The sequence below is a fragment of the Streptomyces sp. NPDC006283 genome (assembly GCF_040613325.1).
Lineage (GTDB): Bacteria > Actinomycetota > Actinomycetes > Streptomycetales > Streptomycetaceae > Streptomyces.
On the sequence record NZ_JBEXRZ010000138.1, the window covers coordinates 1 to 18,800 of the forward strand.

Consider the following 18,800-nt stretch of genomic DNA (forward strand, 5'->3'; position numbering starts at 1 on the left):
GCCCGTACAGGCCGAGCCCGACGGGTGGCGCGCATGGCCGGACCGCCGGGCGACCAAGCCGCGCAGCAGGGCCCATCTCAACTCCACCTCACGCGCCAGCCCCACCCGCGGCCGGTCCGGCCGCTGGGGCGCCGTGCCGCCGATCGACGTGAGCCACGACCACGTGTCCTTGACCGTGTCCCCCGCCGGGCGGCAGCGCAGGCCCGCCGCCAGAGCACGCCCCACCCCCAGGCCGTGCAGTGCGCCATGCGCCGGGTCGCTCCACGGGACCCAGATCGGCAGGTCCGACCACGGCGCGACGCCCGCGGCCAGGATCGCCTCCGCCGGCGTCCACCTGAGCCGTGCCGCCGAGCCCGTCACCGCCACGCACGCCTCGAGCAGTTCGCCCATGGTCGTGTGCCCCGGCTCACTGGCGAGGTTGTACGGCCCGTTCAGCCCCGCTTCCGCCGCGTCGAGCGTCCAGTCGGCGAGGTCGCGTACGTCGACGAACTGCAGCGGCGTCTCCCGCGGCCCGGGCGCCAGCACATCGCCGCCGCGCGCGATCCGTCCGAGCCACCACGGCAGCCGGCCGATGTTCTCCCACGGGCCGAGGATCAGACCCGAGCGCACCAGCAGCGAACGGCCCTCACCGATGGCGTCCAGTACCGCCAGTTCGCCGCCGCGCTTGGCCTCGGCGTAGGGCACGTCTCCCGCGTCCGGCGACCCCATCACGACGGGGGCGCTCTCGTCGTAGCCGGCCGCCGGCGGCCAGACGTACACCGAGCAACTCGACACGTAGGCATAGCGGCCCACCCGCCCCGCGAGCAGCCGCGCCGTGTCCCGGACGGCGGACGGCGCGCCCGACCAGGTGTCGACGACAAGGTCCCACGCGCCGTCCGCGAGCGCGGCCAGGCCGCCGCCGTCCTCGGCGGTGCGGTCGCCGATCCGTGAGGTGACACCGTCCGGCGCCGCGTGCCGTCCGCGGTGGAAGACGGTGACGTCCCATCCGCGGGCGAGCGCCGACTCGGTCACCGCCCGCCCCGCGAACTCCGTACCGCCCAGAATCAGTAGCTTCATGCTCCCGACTCTGCCCCGCGGCCGGCTGCCGGGGAAAGCGGTTCTGCTTCCGGGAGAAGAACGCGTACCCGCGGTCACTCTCCCGGACCCGGACGCGGGATGGCAGCATGTGCGGACGATGACGGATGCCCGGTCGCCCCTGCGCGCCCTTCGGGCCGCGCTTTTCGCGGCGGTGGCCGTCATCCTCGCCGCGATGGGGCATTCGTCCCTGTCTGCGTACGATCTGCCGCCCTCCGCTCTGCTCATCGCGCTCTGTGTCACCTGGGCCGGTGGCTGGCTCGCTGCCGGCCGCCGTCGCGGTGTCCGCGCCATCGGCGCGGGGCTCCTCGCCGTGCAGGGGGCGCTGCACCTGATCTTCTCCGGCGGCCGGCCGTCCGCCGTGCAGCACCATCACGGGCACCAACGCGTGGACGTGGGCACCGACCTCGCCGCCGACAGCGGCATGCTCGCCGTGCACCTCGTCGCCGCCGCCGGCTGCGCGCTGTGGCTGGCCCATGGCGAAGCCGCGCTCTTCCGCCTCGCGCGCACCGCGTTGGCCACCGCCTTCACCCCGCTGCGGCTGCTGCTCACCGCCGTACGGCTGCCCGAACCGCCCCGGCCGGCGCCCCGCCCGGCAGCCCGGCCGAGCCGCCTTCACGGTGTCGTCCTCGCACACATCGTCGTCCGCCGCGGTCCACCCGCGCCCGCCGTCCCCCGCGCCACGGCCTCCGGAGCCGCCATCTGACCCGGGGGCCGCCCTCCCCATGTCAGAAACGACTCCCGAGGACCGTTATGTCCATTGACGCGCCCGACCAGGGCATCGCACCGAAGGCCGAACCCGGCCCGGCCGAAACGAAGTCCACCTGGGGCGCGCTGCGCCCGCTCGTTCTCCGGCTGCACTTCTACGCAGGGCTGCTGATCGCCCCGCTGCTCCTCCTCGCCGCCGTCAGCGGCCTGCTCTACTCGCTGTCCTTCCAGGCCGAGAAGTTCGTCTACCGCCACGAACTCAGCGCCCCGGTCACCGGCCCGTCCCTCCCGCTCGAGGCACAGGTCGATGCCGCACGCACGGCGAATCCGGACGGCACCGTCACCGCCGTGTGGCCGTCGTACGAGGACGGGGCGACCACCCGCGTCCTGATGACCGACCCCGAGGTGGAGGAGGGCAAGTCCCTTGCCGTCTTCGTCGATCCGTACACCGCGGAGATACGGGGTGAGCTCCCCTCGTACGGCAGCTCCGGCGCGCTCCCGCTGCGGGCGTGGCTCGACGAACTCCACCGCGATCTGCATCTGGGCGACTTCGGCCGCAACTACAGCGAGCTCGCCGCCAGCTGGCTGTGGGTCGTCGCGCTGGGCGGGCTCCTGCTGTGGTTCGGACGCCGACGCCGCACCAAGCGGGCGCTGATCCTGCCCGAGCGCGGTACGACCGGACGCCGCAGGACGCTGTCGTGGCACGGTTCTGTCGGACTGTGGGCCGTTGCCGGGCTCGTCGTGCTCTCCGCCACCGGCCTGACCTGGTCCCGGTACGCGGGCGAGAACATCGGCGCGGTCCAGGACCAGCTGGGCGGCGCCACCCCCACCGTCTCCGCCGCGCTCGAGGCGGGCGCAGGCGGCGGGGACGGGCACGAAGGCCACGGCGGCACCGGCCAGGGAGCGCAGCACAAGGGCGCGGACGTCGGTATCGACAACGCCGTGGCCGCCGCCCGGGGCGCCGGCGTCGACGGCAGGATCGCCGTGACACTGCCGGCCGACGGCAGCGGTTACGTCGTCAAGGAGACCGACACCCAGTACCCGGTCCACCTCGACTCGGTGGCCGTCGACCCCGCCGACGGCCGCGTCATCGACGAACTGCACTTCGACGACTATCCGTTGCTCGCCAAACTGACCCGCTACGGCATCGACGGCCACATGGGGGTCCTCTTCGGCCTGGTCAACCAGCTCGCCCTGGCCGCCCTCATGGTCGCCCTGATCCTCCTCATCGTCTGGGGCTACCGCATGTGGTGGCTGCGCAGACCGACGAAGGAACGCAGGCTGAGCGCCGGCCGGCCCATGCCGCGCGGCGCCTGGCGCAAGGTGCCGGTCACGGCGCTGCTGCCGCTCGCCGCGGCGACGGCCCTCGTCGGCTGGTTCGTGCCGATGCTCGGCATCAGCCTGCTGGTGTTCCTCGCCGTCGACATCACACTCGGTGCTGTCGCGAAGGCACGGGCCACGTCCGTTTCCCAGGGAACGGATTCCTGACGGATTCCTAGGGGACGTACTTGTAGCCGACCCGCCGCACGGTCTTGATCGTGCGGCGGTGCTCGGCCCCCAGCTTGCGCCGCAGCCGCGCCACGTGGACGTCGACGGTACGGCCGTCGCCGACATGCCCGTACCCCCACACCGTGGTGACGAGCTGGTCGCGGGTGTGCACCCGGTGGGGGTGCGCCACCAGGTGTGCGAGCAGCTCGAACTCGAGGTACGTCAGGTCCAGCGTCCGTCCGTCGACCTCGGCGGTGCGCTGCACCGCGTCGATCAGCACGGGACCCTCCGCGGCCCCGGGATCCTTGACCGGCGTGAGCGGCGGCTGCCGGTCGGCCGGCACGAGCACGAGGTAGCCGACCATCGGAGGCTGCCCCGGCAGCGTGGGCAGGGTGTGCTGCGGAGCGGGCAGCCAAGTGGCCCCCGGCGGAAGGAGATCGGCGACGTCGACGACCTCGTCACGATCGACGGCACGAAGACGGTGGCGGCCGACGGGGGCCTCGAGGGTTGCGGTGGGGACAGCGGAGATGGATCGGGTGTTCGCCATGACGGACCAGCTCTTTCGCGCGGAAGGGAGACGGACGCAGTACGTCGTGCGCGCGGGCCGAAGACCGGGATGAGCGGCTTTAGAGGGCCGGCGCGTTCATCGCGCGGCAACACACCCGGTCGAAGTCATGGTGCTGTCGGGAAGGCCAGAACGGCTCGAGGTCGGTGCGACCCGTCGCGATGCTCCCCTGATTCCTGGCCATGCCCCTATTCAAGCAGACGCAACGCGCCCGCAGCAGGCTCCTCTCATACGTTGATACGCAATCCGGCCGACGCTCCCGGCTGTTGACCGTGCACGGACTCAGGAAGGGGGCGCCCGCCTCGTCGGCGGACGCCCCCTTCACGGAGCTTCAGGCGCTCAGACCTGACCGGCCTTCTCCAGCGCCGAGCAGCAGGTGTCCACCAGCAGGCGGGTCACCACGTACGGGTCGACGTTGGCGTTCGGGCGGCGGTCCTCGATGTAGCCCTTGCCGTCCTTCTCGACCTGCCACGGGATGCGGACCGAGGCGCCGCGGTCGGAGACGCCGTAGCTGTACTCGTTCCACGGGGCGGTCTCGTGCAGACCGGTCAGGCGGTCGTCGATGCCCGCGCCGTAGTTCTTGACGTGGTCGAGCGGCTTCGAGCCCTCACCGAGCGACTCGCAGGCGGTGATGATCGCGTCGTATCCCTCGCGCATCGCCTTCGTGGAGAAGTTGGTGTGCGCGCCCGCGCCGTTCCAGTCGCCCTTCACCGGCTTCGGGTCCAGCGTCGCGGAGACCTCGAAGTCCTCCGCGGTGCGGTAGAGCAGCCAGCGGGCCACCCACAGCTGGTCCGCGACCTCGAGCGGGGCGAGCGGGCCGACCTGGAACTCCCACTGACCGGGCATGACCTCGGCGTTGATGCCCGAGATGCCCAGCCCGGCCTGGAGGCAGTTCTCCAGGTGGGCCTCGACGACGTCACGGCCGAAGATCTCGTCGGCGCCGACGCCGCAGTAGTAGCCGCCCTGCGCGGCCGGGAAGCCGCCCTCGGGGAAGCCCAGGGGGCGGGCGCCCTTGAAGAAGGTGTACTCCTGCTCGATGCCGAAGATCGGCTCCTGCGCGGCGAACTGCCCGTAGACCTCGGCCAGCGCGGCACGGGTGTTGGACTCGTGCGGCGTCATGTCCGTGTTGAGGACCTCGCACAGCACGAGGACGTCGTCGCCGCCACGGATCGGGTCCGGGCAGGTGAAGACCGGCTTGAGCACGCGGTCCGACGCGTGGCCCTTCGCCTGGTTGGTGCTGGACCCGTCGAAGCCCCAGATGGGCAGCTCGTCGAGGCCGGCGGCGGAGCCCGTCATGATCTTCGTCTTCGAGCGAAGCTTGGCGGTCGGCTCGGTGCCGTCGATCCAGATGTACTCAGCCTTGAAGGTCACGGGGTCTCATCCTTTGCGGGTGCAGCGGTATGCCGCGCAGCTTGGCAATACGCGATTTCCCAGCCGTTGCCCGTTTGTGAACCCCACGTTACGCAGGGAAAATCGCGGGTCGGGAGCGGCGTGTCGAGCGTGCTTCCCCGGCTTTCCCGTGCTTTTTGAGCTTGCACGGCAGCGCCGGTGCGCCGCCTCGAAGAGCCGGAACGTCCCGGAAGCGCGACACAGGCAAGTTCCGCCGCCGTGCACACTGGGGCGCATGACGAAGCAGACGCAGCAGCTGCGTATCGGGCTCCTCGGCGCCGGCCCGTGGGCACGGATGACGCAGGCCCCGGCGCTGGCCGGTCACCCGGATGTCGTGTTCAGCGGGGTGTGGGGGAGGCGGCCCGACGCGGCCGCGACGCTCGCCGACGCCCACGGCACGGCGGCGTTCACCGGTGACGACGGCATCGACGCCCTCTTCGCTGTCAGCGACGCCGTCGCCTTCGCGCTGCCGCCGGACGTCCAGGCCCCTCTCGCGGCCCGGGCCGCGGCCGCGGGCTGCCATCTGCTGCTGGACAAACCGGTCGCCACGGACGTCGCCGCGGCGCGTGCGGCGGCAACGGCGGCCGAGAAGGCGCGGGTCGCGTCGGTGGTGTTCTGCACGCTGAGGTTCGCCGCGGCCACGGCGCCGTGGGTGGCGGAACAGGCCGCTGAGGACGGGTGGTTCACAGCGCATGCGCAGTGGCTCGGCTCGCTGTACGCGGACGACTCGGACAGCCCGTTCGCGGCGTCGCCGTGGCGTCGGGAGAAGGGCGGCCTGTGGGACGTGGGCCCGCACGCGCTTTCGGCGCTGATCCCGGTACTGGGCGACGTGACAACGCTGTCGGCAGGCCGTGGCCCTGCTGACACCGTGCACATGGTGCTCCGGCACTCCTCGGGGGCATCGAGCACCGTGACGCTGGGCCTCAGCGCGCCGGGCAAGGTGGCGGGGACGAGCCTGGTGCTGCTGGGCGAGCGGGGGAGGGCGGAGCTGCCCGACGGGTGGGGCGACCCGGTGGACTCGTTCCGCACGGCCGTGGACGCGCTGCTCGAGGCCGTACGGACGGGCAGGGCGCACGACTGCGACATCCGCTTCGGGGTCCGGCTCACGGAGATCCTGGCGGAGGCGGAGGCGCAGATCGCCGGGGAGGTGCCGTAGCCGCAGGGCCGGCGGGGGCGTTACCGGGGCCTGCGGCTACGACGGCTGGGCGGCCGCGCGGTCGGGGCGGTCGTCCGCAGTCCGCCGCCGGGTGTGCGGCCCGGCGGCGGCAGCTCCTCCTGGGACAGTGGAAGGGGGAGCGGCTGCGGCACGCGTCCTGGGGTCCGGCGACCGGGCCGGATCAGCCGACGCGCTCGATGCGCGCGTTGCGGATCAGGAACTTGCCTGCCTCGCGGACCTGTTCGAAGGCGGCGTTGTTCAGCAGGGCGCAGCTGCCCGAGACCGAGGTGACCTCGACCGTCGTGGACTTGTTGTTGTCGAGGTTGGTCACCTTGAGCTGGGTGCCGATGGGGAACTCGCCGCTGGACGCGGCCGGTGCGCCGCCCTCGCCGGAGAGGGTGACGGTCGAGCCGGCGCAGACGACCTCGCCGGCGGCGCCTCCGCCCGCGTTGCCGGCCTCCTCACCTCCGGCCTGCTCGCCTCCTGCCTGGTCACCGCCGGCCTGCTCCTCGCCCTGGCCGGCTCCCTGCTCCGCGCCCTCCTCGGCGGGCGGCGCCTCCGCCGGTGGCTGTTCGGCGGCCGGGGGAGCAGCCGCCTGGCCGCCGCCGGCCTCACAGCCGGCCGCCTCCTGCTGGACCTTGATCTGCGCGATCACCGCCTCTCGGTTGGCGATCCGTGCCGCCGACTGGGCGTCGGGATTGGCCCGTTGTCCGGCAATGAAGTTCTCGTTGTTGCGGATCGCCTGGGCGAGCCCGTCGCAGGCCACCGACGCCTGACTTGTCCCGGTCATGACAATCGCAGTGCCGCCGACCATGGCCGCGGCGCCGACGAGCAGGGCGATCTTCTTCTTGCCGCTGAGGGTCTTCTTGCGTGACACGTAAGGGCTCCTGTCCCCGGCCGCGGGGGCGGCCGGATGGTTCCTTGTGCCGTTACGTACGAGTAGCCGTGGCCGCGTGCTCACCGGACGCACCGGTCACTTCCTTAACTTTCCTTAAGGTGGCGGCAGTTCACCTCGGAGGCGTGCCCCTCGGGGCGTGCACCTCCGCGGCAGTCCACTCGAGCGGCAGTTCACTCCGGCGGCAGCGCCCGGCACAGCGCGTCGAGAGCGTTCGCGTACAGGTGCTCGGGGGGTGTCGCGTACCCGACGACCAGCCCGTCCCGCCCGCCCCCCGGAACCTCCCGTCCACCCGGCCCGCGTCCCGCCCGCGCAGGATGCAGGTAGCCGGCCAGCCCCTCGACCGCGAGTCCCTGCCATGCGGCGGCCTTGACCACGGTCCGCTCGGTCCCCGGCGGCAGTTCGAGCACGGCATGCAGCCCCGCCGCGATACCTGTCACCCGTACGTGCGGGGCCCGTTCCGCCAGTACCGACACCAGCCGGTCCCGTCGCCCCCGGTGCCGCTGCCGCATCCGGCGCACATGCCGGTCGTACGCCCCCGAGACGATGAAGTCCGCGAGCGTCAGCTGGTCCGTGGCGCTGGAGAACTGCTCGCGTTCGCTCTTCGCGGCCACCACTTCGGGCACCAGCGATCCCGGCAGTACCATCCAGCCGATCCGCAGCGCAGGGGACAGGCTTTTGCTCACCGACCCCATGAACACCACGCCGTCCGGATCAAGGCTTTGCACGGCGCCCACCGGCTGCCGGTCGTAGCGGAACTCTCCGTCGTAGTCGTCCTCCAGTACCAGCCCGCCCGTGGACCGCGCCCAGTCGACCGCGGCCGTACGCCGGGAGGGGTGCAGCGGGCCGCCGGTGGGAAACTGGTGCGCGGGCGTGAGCAGTACGGCCCGTTCCGCGCCCAAGCCGCCTATGTCCGCGCCGTGTTCGTCGACTGCCAGCGGCACGGTGGTCACCCCCGCGGCCTCCAGGAGCCCGCGGTGGAAGGGCAGACCATATGCCTCCACCGCCCACCGGCCGCCCACCACCGCCGCGAGCAGGCGCAGCGCATGCGCGGTCCCCGAGCAGAGCACGATGCGCCCGGGGTCCGTCCGCACCCCGCGCACCCGCGCGAGATAGCCGGCCAGCGCCTCCCGCAGTTCCAGTCGCCCGTGGGGATCCCCGGACCCGAACGCGTCGTGCGGGGCGGCCGTCAGCGCCCTGCGTGCCGAGGCCAGCCACGCCGTGCGCGGAAACGCGGACGGGTCCGGCTGTCCCTGCACCAGGTCGTACACCGGCCGCCTTGCGGGGGCCGTGATCGGCCGGGGCCTTCGGCTGCCGCTCCCGGCGGTGGACTTACCCGTGCCCGGCCGCGTCGGGAGGGCGGGCGTGCGCCGGCCGTCGCGGTCGTCCCGGAGCGGCGCGGCCCGCTCGGCGACACGCGTGCCCGAGCCCTGCCGCGCCGTCAGCCGGCCCTCGGCGACCAGCTCGGCGTACGCGTCGGCGACTGTGTTGCGGGCGATACCGAGATCGGCGGCGAGCGAACGGTACGGCGGCAGCCGCGTCCCCGGCGCCAGCCGCCCGCTCTCGACGGCATCGCGGAGCGCCCGCATCAGCGCGGCCCGTCGGCCACCGGCCCCGGTCAGCTCCAGGTGCAGGTCGACGCCCAGCCGTTCCGCGAAATTGACCCATGATTCCGCCACGGAAATGCACCCTACAGCCGGTCGCCCACGCCCATAGATTCGTCCCATGACGACGACACGGACCCCGCAGCAGACCACCTCCCGCCTCAACTTCGCCAAGGCCGCCCCGAAGGCCTTCCGCGCGGTCATCGGCCTCGACGCGGCAGCCCGCGAAGGCCTGGACCCGGCGCTCGTCGAGCTGGTGCAGATCCGCTCCTCGCAGCTCAACCACTGTGCGTACTGCCTGCACATGCACACCATCGACGCCCGCAAGGCGGGTGAGAGCGAGGAGCGTCTGCACATGACGGCGCTCTGGCGCGAGGCCGCCCACTTCTTCACGGAGAAGGAGCAGGCGGCACTGGCCCTGACCGAATCGGTGACCCTGATCGCCGAGGGCGGAGTCCCGGACGAGGTCTACGCCCGCGCGGCCCGGCACTTCGACGAGCGCGAACTGGCCCAGCTGCTCGCCCTGATCTTCACCATCAACACCTGGAACCGCATCGCCCTCGCGACGGCCAAGGTGGCGGGCACCGACGAGCGCTGAGCGTTCGGCGGCGAGAGCGGGGCCCCGGCCCGAGGCCCTTTCGGCGGAGCAGGGCCGCCGCCGGGAGGCCCTCCCGTCAGCCGCGACCCATCGCGTCCCGTACAGCGTCCTCCGTACGCCCCACCACCGCGGAACCGTCGTCCGCCGTGATGATCGGACGCTGGATGAGCTTCGGGTGCCCGGCGAGAGCCGCGATCCACTTGCCGCGGGAACCGGCCTCCCGGGGCCAGTCCTTGAGTCCGAGCTCCTTCGCCACGGCCTCGCCGGTGCGGGTGATGTCCCACGGTTCGAGGCCGAGCCGTTCGAGGACGGCACGGATCTCGTCCTCCGTCGGGACGTCCTCGAGGTAGCGGCGCACGGTGTATTCGGCGCCCTCCGCGTCGAGCAGATCGATGGCGCTGCGGCACTTGGAACAGGCGGGGTTGATCCAGATCTCCATGTGTTCCACGGTACCGCCCATGAGCTCGTCAAACACCGTCTGGCCAGGGCCGATTGTCAGTGGCCGCCGGTAGAATGAACAGTAGTTCGGGATGGTCCCGCCACCGCGCCAGGAGGTTGCCGATGGCCGTTGCCACACTCACGACGAAGCCCCAGACCCCGCTCCGGAAGAAGCCGCTCCCGGCCGGACAACCGCGCGAGTGGTATGTGTCCCACAACCGCCGGCTGAAGGCCATGCGCCTTGCGATCGCCCTGCTCGACTCCGGCGTTTACCACCCGGCGACGGCGGACAACCGCCGGATACGGGCGACGGCGGAGCGGATCGGCGCCCACGCGCCGTCCGACACGACATGCCGGATGGTGAGGGCGCTGATCCGCTACGGCCGTTGACCGACGCTCAGGAGACGGGGCGCCGGGGATCCGGCGCCCCGTTCTCGTACCACCGCACCTGCACCGCGTCGCCGACCGTCAGCGTGCCCTCACGCGTCACGGCCGTCTTCGCCCCGAAGCTGACCTTGTTGTCGTAGGCGGGCTCCTTGCGGTACGTGGCGAGCGTCCGCACCGGCTCGGGGCCGGCACGGCGCCCCGTGCGCTGGTTTACCAGCGGCACCGCGCACCGCATCGCCCGTACGCAATGGGCGAGTTGCACACCGCCGAGCTCCAACCCCCGCATGCGGTCCTCGTCGTGGGGCTCGGCGCAGCCGTCCAGGACGATGTTGGCGCGGAAGCGGTCCATGGGTACCGGCTCTCTCCCAGCGGCCTCGATCCGGGCGTTCAGCCCGTCCAGCGAGGCCTGCGAGACCACGAGCACGGCATGAGCGTCCGCGTAGGCGACCTTCCCCGGGGTCTCGCCCCAGCCGTCCCGGTCGAAGCCGTCCGGCACCCGCACCAGCCGCAGTTTCTCCCCGAGCACGTCGGAGAACCACTCGGCCGCGCTGTCCCCCTGGTCCACCGCCATGCCGACCGGCTTGTCGAACAGGGTCACCGGCCGCCGCTCGCCGTCCAGGTCGACGGCCAAAAGAAGACTCTCCGCCCCCGCCGCGCCCAGTCGCAGCGCCCGCCCGCCGTCGACGATCTCGGGCCGGACCGCGGCCATGCCCGGTAGCACTCGCTGACTGCGGAAGGCCCCGTCGACGGCGTCGACGACCATGAACGTCCTGTCGTGCTCCAGCCCCATGACACCGACTTGCGCCGCCCGCACGTCGGTACCGGCACAGCCCTTGACCGGGTAGTACGTCAGCGTCTGCACAGTGATCCCCATGCCGCCCGAGCGTACCGGCTTGCACGGCTTCGGCCCGGCGGTCACAGCCGGGCCTCGAGCCGCGCTCTGATGTCCGGCCACTCGTCGGCGAGGATCGAGAAGTACACGCTGTCCCGCCATGTCCCGTCCGGCCGCAGCCGGTGCCGGCGCAGTACGCCCTCGCGCCGGGCGCCGAGGCGCGCTATCGCTGCCTGCGAGCGTTGGTTCATGTGGTCGGTCTTCAACTGGACGCGCCCCATGCCCAGGTCCTCGAAGGCGTGTGTGAGCAGCAGCAGCTTCGTCTCCGTGTTCACCGCCGTCCGCCAGTACGCGCGCCCGTACCAGGTCCAACCGATCTCCAGGCGCTCGTCGTGCACGCTGACGTCCAGGAACGTGGTCCATCCCACCGCGCGTCCGGATGCGCGGTGCATGACGGCGAACGGCACGTACTTGCCCAGCCCGGCCTCTGCCAGCAGCTCACGGAGCTTGTCGCCCAGCTCCTCCTCGGTCCGCGGCGTGGGCCCGCCCTGCCAGCGCCACACGTCGTCGTCCTGCCCGCCGGCGGCGAAGAGGTCGGGAAGGTGGCCATCGGTGAGCGGCTCGAGCCGCACATGACGGCCGGTCAGAGTCACGGGTGAGGGGGTCTTTGCAGGCATGGTGACAACCTAGCGGGACTCTGCACTAGCCGCAATTGAATTATGCACTAGTGCATAATCGTGGAGCCGGATCCCGTGCATCGGTCTCAGTGGCGGGGCGCGGTCCGGAAGCGACGCCGGTATCCGGCGGGGTCGCGGACGCGATGCGGTCCAGGGCGTGTCGTCCGTCGATTCGAGCTGGTGGTGCCACCGCCGAGCAGGTCCACGCCGGCGGGCGCCCCGGCGACCAGCGGCGACCAGGCGCCAGCCCTGGCCGCGCCCTTGCGGAGGTTGTCGTTGGACAGGAACAGCGCCAGGCCGTTGTCCACGGTCTCGTCGACGCGGATACGGCCCACGTAGGATGCGTCCTTGCCCGCCGCCTGCAGCGGGGTCGGGATCTCGGAGAGCTCGACGCCCGGGGCGTCCTTCAGCAGCTCGTAGGCGCGCTCCACGCCGATCTCACGCTCGAAGCGGGCGTTGACCTGCAGCGAGTGGCCGGAGAAGACCGGGACGCGCACACAGGTACCGGAGACCTTCAGTTCCGGGATCTCCAGGATCTTGCGGGACTCGTTGCGCAGCTTCTGCTCCTCGTCCGTCTCGTGGGACCCGTCGTCGACGAGGCTGCCCGCGAGGGGGAGCACATTGAAGGCGATGGGGCGCTTGTAGACGCCCGGCTCGGGGAAGGCCACGGCCTCGCCGTCGTGGGTGAGGTCGGCGGCGCGCTCGGCGACGGCGGTCACCTGGTCGTTCAGCTCGGCGACACCGGCCAGACCGGAGCCGGAGACGGCCTGGTAGGTGGTGGCGACCAGCGCGACGAGGCCGGCCTCCTGGTGCAGCGGACGCAGCACCGGCATCGCGGCCATCGTGGTGCAGTTCGGGTTCGCGATGATCCCCTTGGGGCGGTCCTTGATCGCGTGGGGGTTCACCTCGGAGACGACGAGGGGGACCTCGGGGTCACGGCGCCAGGCGGAGGAGTTGTCGATCACGACGGCACCCTGGGTGGCGACCTTCTCCGCGAGCGCCTTGGAGGTCGCGCCGCCGGCGGAGAAGAGCACGATGTCCAGACCGCTGTAGTCGGCGGTGGAGGCGTCCTCCACGGTGATCTCGCGGCCGTCCCACTCGATCGTGGAACCGGCGGACCGGGCCGAGGCGAACAGGCGCAGCTCGTCCACCGGGAACTTCCGCTCGGTGAGGATGTTGCGCATGACCGTGCCGACCTGCCCGGTGGCTCCGACGATTCCGACCTTCACGGGGACTCCTCCGTACGTACTTGCGGCTCTGGTGCCGCTCCATGATGCGTATGTCCCCGGTGGCCTTGTCCAATCGATTGTCCGAAGGGCGGAATGTGTGACTCGCGACATACGAACGGGGCGGGCGCCGAATGAAGCGCCCGCCCCGCCGTCGTGCCGCTACAGGTGTTACTCGGTGACCTTGGCGATCACCACGCTGCCCGCGCCCGCGACCGTGCCGCGTGCGTCTCGCAGCTGGACCTCACCGAAGAACTGACGTCCCTCGGGAGCCGCACCGGCCACCACGACCTCGGCGCCGACCTGCGCCGACGCTCCGTTGTCGAGCGTCACAGGCTTGCCGGAGTCGACCTTCAGCGAGCCGAGCGCCGGGGAGAAGAACACATCGCGGTAGTCGTACTCGGTGGTCCCGGCCGGGACCGAGTAGCCGTCGACCACGATGGTGTAGGTGCCCGCGGCCGGCTTGACGAGGCTCACGGCCTCCTCGGAGTCGCCGTCCGCGGCCTGGCCGACCTGCACGCCGTCCTTGAGGACCGTGAGGTCCAGGTCGGCGCCGTTGTCGGAGGGTGAACCGATGGCGACGTCGAGTCGCTCCACGCCCTCGCCGATGGTGACCGTGGACCGCTGCTGCTCGCCGTCCCCGATCGACGGACGGGCGACCTTCGCCGAGCCCAGGGAGCCGCCGGCCAGCTTGCCGTCGATGGCGGCGAAGGCGTTGGTGACGTTCCACTCGACGGCGGTCGGCGTGCCGACCTTCGCCTCGGGAAGCGTCTTGACCGCCGGGTCGAAGTCGGCGCCCAGCACCGTCACGTCCAGCTCGAACGGGTTGTCGAGCAGCGGAGACGTACGCCGGGACTCGACCTCGATCTCCCAGACGCCCGGCGCCGGCTCCGGGTAGGAGCGCACGTCGGGGCGGCAGGTGTTGGCCGGGTTCTCGTAGTTCGGGTAGCAGTTGATCGTCGAGCTGTCGTCGACCGGCAGACCGTACGGGTGGATGCCGATGAACCGGGTCTGGCTGCCCTTGTCCAGCCCGCCGAGCGCGACCTCGAGGTTCTTGGCGCCCTCGGGGACGGTGACGAAGTACGACTTGTGGCTGTTGCGCTGCACCGAGTCGGTCTTGGAGACCGTGAAGCCGGGCTTCGCGAGAGCGTCGGAGACGACCACGGTGGCCAGGATCTGCTTGTCCACGCCCACCGTGCGCCGGTCGTCGGCCTCGAGGATGGCGCTGTGCACGCCGGCCGTCTTGGGCCGCGCCTGGACGGTGACGGTGACCGGCTGGTTCAGCGGGAGCCGGACCTTGGAGCCGCCGAGGAGGCGGAAGGTGCCGTCGTTGTTCTTCCAGCGCAGCTTGTGCTCGACCGCCCTGTCCGGGCCGGTCGTGCGGGTGACGGTGACGTCGTAGGTCCGGCTCTTGCCCGCCTGCAGGCCGCCTTCGCGGTCGTACAGGCCGGTGCCGAAGCCCGGCGTCTTCAGCGCGAAGTCGATCGCGGTGTCGACCGGGGCCTTGACGCTGTACTCGTGGGCGTTCGCGCCGCGCGTGATCGCCTTCCACGCGTCCACGACGTTGATCAGGCCCGCGCCCTGCTCGTGCGCCTTCACACCGTTGATGTGGTGAGCGGTGCTGGTCAGCGCCGTGCGCAGCTTCGCCGGGGTGAGCTCGATGTCACGCTGCTTGGCCGCGGAGAGCAGCAGAGCGGCCGCACCCGCGGCCTGCGGCGAGGACATCGAGGTGCCCTGCATCATCGAGTAGCCCGCGGGCAGCGCGTAGCCGGCCTCCTTGACCGGGCCGCCGGGCGACCAGGTCTGGGTGGTGTTGACGGCGGCGCCGGGCGCGGTGAGGGTCGGCGTGAAGCCGCCGTCCTCACGCGGGCCGCGGGAGGAGAAGGGCAGCATCGCGTACTTCTTCTCGACACCGGATCCGTAGTTCGCCGCCCAGGTCTCCTTGGAGATGGACGCGCCGACGGAGATCACCTTGTCGGCGACGGCCGGGTCGCCGAGCGTGTTGGTGCCCGGGCCCTCGTTGCCGGCCGAGATGACCAGCTGGACGCCGTAGGTGTCGATGAGCCGGTTGTAGAGCTCGGCACGCGCGTTGTTGCCGTCGTTCAGCGGGGGCAGACCACCGATGGACATGTTGACGATGTCCACACCCCGGTTGATGACCAGGTCGGCCATGCCCTCGGTGAGCGCGATGTTGGTGCAGCCGCCGCTCCAGGTGCAGGCGCGCGAGGAGACGATCTTGGCGCCGGGGGCGGCGCCGCTCATCCGGCCGCCGAACAGGCTGTTGGCGGCGGTGATGCCGGCCACGTGGGTGCCGTGCGAGCCCTCGATGACACCGATGCTGACGTAGTCGGCCGTGGCGCCCGCCGCGTTGTACACGACGTCCTTGCGGACCTCGATGACGAACGGGATGCGCTCGACGACGTCGGTCGCCGGGTTGTCCTTGCCGAAGTAGCCGACCTGGAAGCCGTTCTTGTACGGCTTCATCAGGGTGTCGTTGCGGAAGTCGGCGTCGTTGTCCAGGTCGACGCGGGCGGTGCGGGTGCCCTCGTCGTAGAGCACGCCCCAGACGTCGGTGGTGTCGCCGTCCCGGTTGAGGTCGCCCGCCATGTCGCCGCCCTTGGTGGCGGACTCCTTGAACAGGCTGAACCGGTACGCGCCGGCCGGGGCGGAGTAGGTGCGGCCGCCCGACACGAAGGTCGGACCGCTGACGGCCGTGTTCATCCGCAGCCAGGTGCCGTCGCCGTCCGCGACGGGGTCCGTGGCCGTGACCCAGTCGACGATCTTGCGCTCGCCGGTGGTGGTCTTCTGCAGCGCCGGGTGGGCGACGTCCACGCCGGAGTCGAGAACACCTATGGTCACCCCGCGGCCGTCCGCCTCGGGGTTCTTCTTGACGAAGTCGACCGCGCCGGTCTCGAAGGACGGGTTGTACGGGTTCTTCGCCGGGGTGTTCTTGCCGGGCGCGGGGTGCTGCTCGACCTGATTCTCCGCGGTACCCGCGGCACGGGTGGTGTCCCCGGCCGGCGTCGGGTCGTCGAGTTCGATCTCGTGCTTCAGATCGATGCCGTGGACGCTGGAGAGCTTGGCCGCCGCCTTGAGCGCGGCTTCGGCCTTGTCGGTGGGCAGGGTTGCCCGCACATAGCCGAGCTCGTCGAAGGTCCTGCCGACGACCGAGCCCTTCACGGCGTCCAGCTGGTCCGCGACCTGCTCGGTCGCGCCGGGCGCCGTGGCCACCATGACGGTGACGGTCTTCTCGCCCGTGGCCTCCGCCTCGGCGAGCAGTTCGGCGTCGGCCGAACCCAGCTTGTCGGCGGGCGCCTTGGCAGCCTTGACTTCCGTGGTTCCCGTCGGGTCGTCGGCGGGGGTCGCCGCGACGACCGGAGCGACGCCGGCGGCGACGAGCGCGGCCACCATGGAGGCGGCTGCCGCGACGCGCGCCACGCGTCTGTGGCCGGGCGTCGAGCGTCCTGTTGTGGAGCTCTCGGATTGGGGAGTCATCAGTATCCCTGTATGTGAAAGAGAGGGTCCGGAATACGGTGCCGGATGACCGCTCAGCCTTTCGTAAATGACAGGGGTTTGTGGAGGGTTGATTAAGTCGTGATGCGCTCATGGCGTACATCCGCCACCGTGCGGCTTGTGCCACACGGCACGAATGGGTGCGTTTCACCCGGTCGGCCGCGTCAGCCGTCTCAGCCGTCCCGCCCGCCTCGCCCCTCTCATCCGCCTCAGCGGCCTCGCTGGTCCCGGAGTTGCCTGCGAGCGGCCGGCCGCCGCTCGCCGACGCCGGAGAAGCCCCGCCGGTAACCTCACCGGATGAACAAGGAGTTGAGGGTCGCGGCGTACGCCGTGTGCATACAGGATGAACAAGTCCTGCTGGCCCGCTGGGTCGCGCGCGACGGCGCGAAGAGGTGGACGCTGCCGGGCGGCGGCATGGACCACGGCGAGGATCCCCTCGACACCGTCGTTCGAGAGGTCGAGGAAGAGACCGGCTACCTCGCCGAGATGACCGCGCTGCTCGGTCTCGACTCGGTACGCCGCCGCTACCCGCGCAAACTCGGTTCGTTCGCGGACTTCCAGGCCCTGCGCATCGTCTACGAGGGCCGGATCACCGGCGGCGAACTGCGCAACGAGACAGGCGGCTCCACAGACCTGGCCGCCTGGCACCGGCTGGAGGCGGTACCGGGACTCGACCGGGTCGAACTCGTCGACATCGGCCTGGAACTGTGGCGCTCCAGGCCCGTGCTCGGGCGGGCGGCTCAGCGGGGCAGCACCACCACATAGGCGGCCGGCTCCCGGTCCGCCGCGGCCATCAGGGCCGTACGCACGACGGTCGCCTGCTGCTCGGGCGCCTCGCGCAGTTTGCGGGGCGTCAGATGCACGACGGTGATGCCGAGGCGCTCCAGATGCTCCCGCTTGCGGACGTACTGCGACCACTCGGCGTCCTCGTCCTGGCGGGGCGCCCGGGTGTCCAGCTCCACGGCGACGGCCTGCTCCGGCCAGTACGCGTCCACCCCGCCGAGGTGAGGGCCGCCGGGCATCCGCAGATCCACGTTCCACAGGGGGTCGGGAAGCCCACCGTCCCGCACCAGGGCGTACAGCCGCCCCTCGGTCAGCGCCCGGCCCTCAGCGAGCAGATCGTCCACGGCGGTCACGACGTGAGGCCGGTCGAGCAGTCGCGCGTCGTTGAGCTCGCGGACCAGAGCGGCCGGTTCACAGTGGTCCCCCCGTACCGCCTCCGTCAGCAGCCGGCCGATCAGCTGGGGGTCGTCGAGCTGCGCGACGGCGTCGGCGACCGCCCGGGGTGCCGGAGCGACGGGCATACCGGTGATCTCCTGCGCCCGCGGCAGCGTGTGCCCCCGCACCAGCCGGGCGCACCCCGCGGACCGCAGCCGCCGGGTCCGCGGCACGAGGACGTCGATCAGCTCGAGCGCCGTCAGCGGCGGCGCGGCGGAGAACCCGTGCAGCGCGAGCGCGGCGAGCCCGGTGATCATGGCTTCGCCGTACGGCGCGGGCTCCTGCCGCGGGGCGGGCAGCACGGGGCGGCCGGCGTACAGGAGGGTGGCGTGCAGCCGCTCCTCGCTGGTGGGCGGGCCCGAGTGCAGCAGGTACACCCCCGGCAGCAGCAACTGCCAGGCCCCGCCTGGCCGGCACTGCTCCGCGACCCGCGCGGGCGCGACGCCCTGCGTCCGCAGCTGTGCACCGGACACGACCCGGCGGCGGACATCGGCGAGCCGGCCGAGGGGGAGGGGGGAGGGGGGGAGGGGAGTGTTGCGCTGAGTCATGCGAAGGGGATGCCCGCGGGGCGGGACCGGGCTAACCGCTGTTACAAGCCTGTCGGCATTTCAGGACAAGGCTGCACTAAAGTACGCACGTTCGACTGCCGATCAGAGCCCCCGCGTCGGGCCCGCTCGCGGGCCCGCCTTCCGCTGCGCGCGCTGGTGCCCCGCCGGCCCTGAACTCCGCTTCGCGAAACGGCCCCCCGGCGGCGCACCGAAGCCCGGGTCCCGGGGGTGCCGACCCCCGGGACGGCGGGCCCCCGCGGGGGGCGTCTAGTGCTGGCCGGTTCAAGCCCCGTGGTGCCTGGGGGTGGCCGGCCCCGGGGCGGCGGGCGTCGGTGGGACAGTCTCAAGCCCCGCGCCGGGGGTGGGTGGAGCCTCGACAGGGCGTCCGGTGCAAGCGCCGTAGGGCCTGGGGGGCGGGCGGCGCCCGGGACGGCGGCCCCCGCGGGGGGCGCGGGTTGGGGGCGGTGCCCCGACCAGGGCGGGC

General features: G+C 71.9%; 16 protein-coding genes and 1 pseudogene. 6 read left to right on the forward strand and 11 right to left on the reverse strand.

What is annotated here, in order from left to right:
• The coding region (locus ABZ070_RS24815) for an NAD-dependent epimerase/dehydratase family protein (protein ID WP_356637439.1) at positions 1-1,056 on the reverse strand (1,056 nt) is incomplete at its 3' end.
• On the opposite strand from ABZ070_RS24815, the gene ABZ070_RS24820 reads away from it, so the two are divergent.
• Both ABZ070_RS24820 and ABZ070_RS24825 read left to right on the forward strand, forming a co-directional pair.
• Positions 1,055-1,780: a hypothetical protein gene (locus tag ABZ070_RS24820; protein WP_356637441.1), complete on the forward strand. Its 726-nt coding sequence runs from the start codon at positions 1,055-1,057 to the stop codon at positions 1,778-1,780. The genes ABZ070_RS24815 and ABZ070_RS24820 overlap by 2 nt on opposite strands.
• A gap of 47 nt (positions 1,781-1,827) precedes the next feature.
• Entirely contained in the window at positions 1,828-3,270 is a 1,443-nt protein-coding gene (locus ABZ070_RS24825) for a PepSY-associated TM helix domain-containing protein (protein ID WP_356637443.1), read from the forward strand.
• A gap of 7 nt (positions 3,271-3,277) precedes the next feature.
• Here the strand turns inward: ABZ070_RS24825 and ABZ070_RS24830 are convergent, their stop codons facing one another.
• Both ABZ070_RS24830 and glnII read right to left on the reverse strand, forming a co-directional pair.
• On the reverse strand, positions 3,278-3,817 hold the full coding sequence (locus tag ABZ070_RS24830; RefSeq protein WP_356637445.1) for a winged helix-turn-helix domain-containing protein: 540 nt from the start codon (positions 3,815-3,817) through the stop codon (positions 3,278-3,280).
• Positions 3,818-4,174: 357 nt separating this feature from the next.
• The gene (gene glnII, locus ABZ070_RS24835; RefSeq protein WP_356637447.1) at positions 4,175-5,206 is read right to left on the reverse strand and encodes a glutamine synthetase; all 1,032 of its coding nucleotides are present in this window, start codon (positions 5,204-5,206) and stop codon (positions 4,175-4,177) included.
• 253 nt (positions 5,207-5,459) lie between these two features.
• Here glnII and ABZ070_RS24840 point away from each other — a divergent pair, with 253 nt between their 5' ends.
• On the forward strand, positions 5,460-6,380 hold the full coding sequence (locus ABZ070_RS24840) for a Gfo/Idh/MocA family oxidoreductase (protein WP_356637449.1): 921 nt from the start codon (positions 5,460-5,462) through the stop codon (positions 6,378-6,380).
• A gap of 181 nt (positions 6,381-6,561) precedes the next feature.
• Here the strand turns inward: ABZ070_RS24840 and ABZ070_RS24845 are convergent, their stop codons facing one another.
• Both ABZ070_RS24845 and ABZ070_RS24850 read right to left on the reverse strand, forming a co-directional pair.
• Entirely contained in the window at positions 6,562-7,257 is a 696-nt protein-coding gene (locus ABZ070_RS24845) for a hypothetical protein (protein ID WP_356637451.1), read from the reverse strand.
• 191 nt (positions 7,258-7,448) lie between these two features.
• Positions 7,449-8,954, reverse strand: coding sequence for a PLP-dependent aminotransferase family protein (locus ABZ070_RS24850; RefSeq protein ID WP_356637453.1), 1,506 nt, complete (start codon positions 8,952-8,954; stop codon positions 7,449-7,451).
• Between the two features lie 46 nt (positions 8,955-9,000).
• Between ABZ070_RS24850 and ABZ070_RS24855 the strand changes: the two genes are divergently transcribed.
• Positions 9,001-9,477, forward strand: a complete 477-nt coding sequence (locus ABZ070_RS24855) for a carboxymuconolactone decarboxylase family protein (protein ID WP_356637455.1) — start codon at positions 9,001-9,003, stop codon at positions 9,475-9,477.
• Positions 9,478-9,553: 76 nt separating this feature from the next.
• Here ABZ070_RS24855 and ABZ070_RS24860 read toward each other — a convergent pair whose 3' ends face one another.
• The gene (locus tag ABZ070_RS24860; protein ID WP_356637457.1) at positions 9,554-9,916 is read right to left on the reverse strand and encodes an arsenate reductase family protein; all 363 of its coding nucleotides are present in this window, start codon (positions 9,914-9,916) and stop codon (positions 9,554-9,556) included.
• 122 nt (positions 9,917-10,038) lie between these two features.
• On the opposite strand from ABZ070_RS24860, the gene ABZ070_RS24865 reads away from it, so the two are divergent.
• A complete protein-coding gene (locus ABZ070_RS24865; RefSeq protein ID WP_356637459.1) occupies positions 10,039-10,305 on the forward strand; it encodes a hypothetical protein in 267 nt (88 codons plus the stop codon).
• Between the two features lie 7 nt (positions 10,306-10,312).
• Here ABZ070_RS24865 and ABZ070_RS24870 read toward each other — a convergent pair whose 3' ends face one another.
• From ABZ070_RS24870 to ABZ070_RS24885, 4 genes and pseudogenes are all read right to left on the reverse strand, one after another.
• Positions 10,313-11,176, reverse strand: coding sequence for an MOSC N-terminal beta barrel domain-containing protein (locus ABZ070_RS24870; protein ID WP_356637461.1), 864 nt, complete (start codon positions 11,174-11,176; stop codon positions 10,313-10,315).
• Positions 11,177-11,217: 41 nt separating this feature from the next.
• Entirely contained in the window at positions 11,218-11,811 is a 594-nt protein-coding gene (locus ABZ070_RS24875) for a GNAT family protein (RefSeq protein ID WP_356637463.1), read from the reverse strand.
• A gap of 251 nt (positions 11,812-12,062) precedes the next feature.
• A pseudogene (locus tag ABZ070_RS24880) lies at positions 12,063-13,040 on the reverse strand (aspartate-semialdehyde dehydrogenase); the annotation flags it as partial.
• 168 nt (positions 13,041-13,208) lie between these two features.
• Positions 13,209-16,532 (reverse strand): S8 family serine peptidase, encoded by a 3,324-nt coding sequence (locus ABZ070_RS24885; protein WP_356637465.1) that lies wholly within the window; start codon positions 16,530-16,532, stop codon positions 13,209-13,211.
• Between the two features lie 315 nt (positions 16,533-16,847).
• Here ABZ070_RS24885 and ABZ070_RS24890 point away from each other — a divergent pair, with 315 nt between their 5' ends.
• Positions 16,848-17,315: an NUDIX hydrolase gene (locus ABZ070_RS24890; protein WP_356637467.1), complete on the forward strand. Its 468-nt coding sequence runs from the start codon at positions 16,848-16,850 to the stop codon at positions 17,313-17,315.
• On the opposite strand, the gene ABZ070_RS24895 is transcribed toward ABZ070_RS24890, so the two are convergent.
• Complete coding sequence (locus ABZ070_RS24895; protein WP_356637469.1) at positions 17,291-18,316, reverse strand: hypothetical protein; 1,026 nt, start codon at positions 18,314-18,316, stop codon at positions 17,291-17,293. The genes ABZ070_RS24890 and ABZ070_RS24895 overlap by 25 nt on opposite strands.
• Between the last annotated feature and the right edge of the window lie 484 nt (positions 18,317-18,800).